General features: G+C 74.2%; 4 protein-coding genes. 2 read left to right on the top strand and 2 right to left on the bottom strand.

The genetic code is table 11. The annotated features are described in order from the left end of the window. On the bottom strand, positions 1-413 hold a 413-nt coding region (locus tag B4E30_RS16010), incomplete at its 3' end, for a DUF6177 family protein (protein ID WP_286796233.1). Continuing rightward, positions 410-1180, bottom strand: coding sequence for an FHA domain-containing protein (locus B4E30_RS16005; RefSeq protein WP_286796231.1), 771 nt, complete (start codon positions 1178-1180; stop codon positions 410-412). The genes B4E30_RS16005 and B4E30_RS16010, both read right to left, overlap by 4 nt. 110 nt (positions 1181-1290) lie before the next feature. On the opposite strand from B4E30_RS16005, the gene hemG reads away from it, so the two are divergent. Both hemG and B4E30_RS15995 read left to right on the top strand, forming a co-directional pair. Beyond that, a complete protein-coding gene (gene hemG, locus B4E30_RS16000; protein ID WP_286796229.1) occupies positions 1291-2763 on the top strand; it encodes a protoporphyrinogen oxidase in 1473 nt (490 codons plus the stop codon). 102 nt (positions 2764-2865) lie between these two features. Further along, a partial coding sequence (locus B4E30_RS15995; RefSeq protein WP_286796228.1) for a hypothetical protein occupies positions 2866-3243 on the top strand: 378 nt, incomplete at its 3' end.

Raw genomic sequence — 3243 nt, 5'->3', positions numbered from 1 at the left:
ACGGGACGACTCACCCGGTGCCGCGTCGCGCCGGTGAACACGAGCTGCAGGTGCGATCGCACCGGACTCGCGAGGAAGCGCGCGTGAGCCGGACCGGGGGCGGAGCCCGTGAAGATGTCAGGGGGGTTCGCGAGAGGACGACCGGTGCGGGCGTCGTAGAAGGCTTCCTCGGTGCGCACCACCCAGGCTCCGCCCGTCGCCTCGAGCGCCGATGCCGCCGCCGGGGTCAGCCGCGTGTGGGCCGGCGTCACGACGAGCGTGCGCACCCCCTCGAGCGTCGCCCGGTGGAGCACGTCGCTGAGGCCGGTCCCGAGCGCGAGCACATCGCCGCGGTGCTCCCACGTGATGCACCCCGGCGAGACGGCGTCGACGAGGGGATGCGCCGCCCGCTCGCCCGTCGCATCGCCCGTCACGTCGGCAGGCCGACGGTCAGGTCGCGGTCGCCGAGCTCCAGGCGCGCGTCGGGCGGAAGCGGCGTGCGGTGGAACGGCACGAGCGGCACGCGGAGCTCGCCCCGCCGAACCGCGGTTCCGTTGAGCGAGCCGAGGTCGATCGCCCACACCTGCTCGCCGTCCCACTCCAGCCGCACGTGCGACTTCGACAGCGTGCGCGAGAGGTCGGGCCATTCGTAGGTGGCCGCGGGCGCGTCGGCGGGCGCCTCCGGATCGCGTCCGATGATCAGCGAGTCCGCGAGCGACAGCGTCTGGCCCGAGTCCAGGCGCACGGTGGCCGGTCGTACGAAGCGGCTGGGGCGGTGTGCGCGGTCGGTCACCTCGGGGAAGGCGTACGGGGCGAACAGCGGTGACAGCGGGTCGCGTCCGCGGGAGAGATCCGTCGTGCGCAGGCGGCGCCCGACGGCCGCGCCGATGAGGTCGCGCCCGGCCGGGGCGGCCGTCCGCACATCCACCGAGCGGGTGGATGCCACCGCGTGGCCGAGGCTCGATCCCCGCCGCGCGAGGAGAACGACCCACACGACCAGCGCCGTTGCGGCCAGGAGCACGGCTGCGGCCGCGGCGCCGGGCGCGCCGATCGCGGCGAGCACCACGCCGACGATCGCGGGGGCGACGACGGTGCTCGCGTCGACGGTCGCGCTGAGCGCCCGCTGCGATGACCGCGCCGGGACCGTGCCGACGAAGAGGTCCGTCGCGCGATCCCGTGCGGGGAGTTCCTGCAGATCCATCCGCCCCCTCCGGCGTGAAACCCTCCCATCCTAGGAGCGTGGCGCATCCGAAGCGGGGCTTGTCCACAGGTCGACATGCGAACCGGATCCGGGCGGGGGAGGATGGGGGAGTGACCCAGGAGTTCGACGAGCTGGTTTCCCACGCCCATGACACGCGCGTCGTGGTGGTCGGCGGCGGTATCGCGGGCCTCGTGGCCGCCCTCGAGTGCGCGAAGGTCGGGATGCGGGTGACGGTCCTCGACGGGGCCGACCGGCCCGGGGGAGCGATCCGCACCGCCGAGGTCGCCGGTATCCGGCTCGACACCGGCGCCGAGAGTTACGCCACCCGCGGCGGGACGGTGCGCGACCTCATCGAGGAGCTCGGCCTCGCCGACCGGATCACGACGCCCGACGCCGCCGGCGCGTGGCTCGTCGGGATCCCCGGCGTCGGCGCGGCTCCGCTGCCGACCGGCGGCGTGCTCGGCATCCCGGCCAATCCGTGGGCGCCCGACGTGCGCCGCATCATCGGCTGGACCGGCGCCTGGCGCGCCTACCTCGACCGGCTGCGCCCGCCCCTGACGATCGGCCACGAGCACAGCCTGGGGCGCCTTGTGCGCACGCGCCTGGGGGCGAAGGTGCTCGATCGGCTCGTCTCGCCCGTCACCACGGGCGTGTACTCCGCGCGCCCCGAAGACATCGACGCCGACGTGGCGGCACCGGGCCTCAACAACGCCCTCACCCGCACCGGGTCGCTCACGGGGGCCGTGGCCCAGATGCGGAGCGGGTCGGGGAGCCGTCCCGGAAGTGCGGTCGAAGGCCTCGCGGGCGGCATGTCGACGCTCGTCGACGCGCTCGTCGCGCGACTGCAAGAGCTGGATGCGACCGTCACCACGGGCGCTGAGGTCATCGCGGTCTCGCGCGAGGGCGGAACGTGGCGCGCCGCGGTGGCACATGAGGAGACAGACGTCGAGGCCGACCTGCTGATCATGGCCGCACCCGAAGACACCGCTCGGCGGCTGCTCGCCGGCACGGTGCCCGGCCTTGCGCGCGAACCGCGCCCCGCGCCGGTCGTCGAGGTGGTCACGATGGTCCTCGACGCGCCGGCGCTTCACGCTGCGCCGCGCGGCACCGGTGTGCTGACCGTGCCGGGCGCGTTCCGCGCGAAGGCGCTCACGCACTCTACGGCCAAGTGGTCGTGGGTGGCCGACGCCGCCGACGGGCGACACGTCGTGCGCGTCTCCTTCGGCGCGCAGGGCGAGCCTCCGGCGACGGAGGGGCTCGACGACACGGCCGCCGCCGCTCTCGCGCTGGCCGAGGCCTCGGCGATGCTCGGCGTCGAGCTGGAGCTCCGTGCTCTCCGCGGGGCCGTCCGCGAGCGCTACACCCAGTCCCAGCCCGGCGCCGCGCTCGGTCGTGCCGCCGAGGTCGCCGAGGTGCGACGCACCGTCGCCGCGACGCCCGGTCTCGCCGTCGTCGGGGCGTGGCTCGCCGGAGCCGGGCTCGCGCAGGTGGTGCCCGATGCTCGGCGCGAGAGCGACCGCATCCGCCGCGCAGCCCTCTTCGAGAACGCCACCGAACCGGTGGAGGGTGACGCCACGGCGTAACGGAATCCCGCTCGGCCGCCGATGTCAACCCAGGATGCCGACCCGGGCATACATCGCTACCCTGGAGTCGACCAGCATCTCCACCGATCGTGAGGAGACCCCATGAGGGGCAAGGTAGGACTCGTCATCGGACTGGCCGCGGGCTACGTCCTCGGCACACGCGCCGGCCGTGAGCGGTACGAGCAGATCAAGACCCAGGCCGACAAGCTGTGGAGCGCCGCGCCGGTGCAGAGCCAGGTCGACAAGGTGAAGGACTTCGCCAAGTCGAGCGCCGCGGCGCTGCCCAGCACCGTATGGGACACCGCGGTGAAGGTCACCAAGGCCGCCACCACGAAGGGCACGCCCGGGCAGCGTCTCGACGCCGCGCTGAAGACCGGGGAGAAGGCCGAGGGAGACCTCCAGAAGGCCGCGAAGGAGTCGGCGGACGCTGTGAAGGACGCCGTCGAGGACGGCGAAGTCACGGTCGAACCTCGCGGCGGG

Source organism: Microbacterium sp. UBA3394, from assembly GCF_002358725.1.
In the GTDB taxonomy this organism is placed as follows: Bacteria; Actinomycetota; Actinomycetes; order Actinomycetales; family Microbacteriaceae; genus Microbacterium; species Microbacterium luteum.
This window is presented reverse-complemented; position numbering and strand designations above follow the sequence as displayed.

Bases quoted from the DNA above. Each gene is read 5' to 3' on its own strand.
- B4E30_RS16005 (WP_286796231.1), bottom strand. From the start codon at position 1,180: ATGGATCTGCAGGAACTCCCCGCACGGGATCGCGCGACGGACCTCTTC.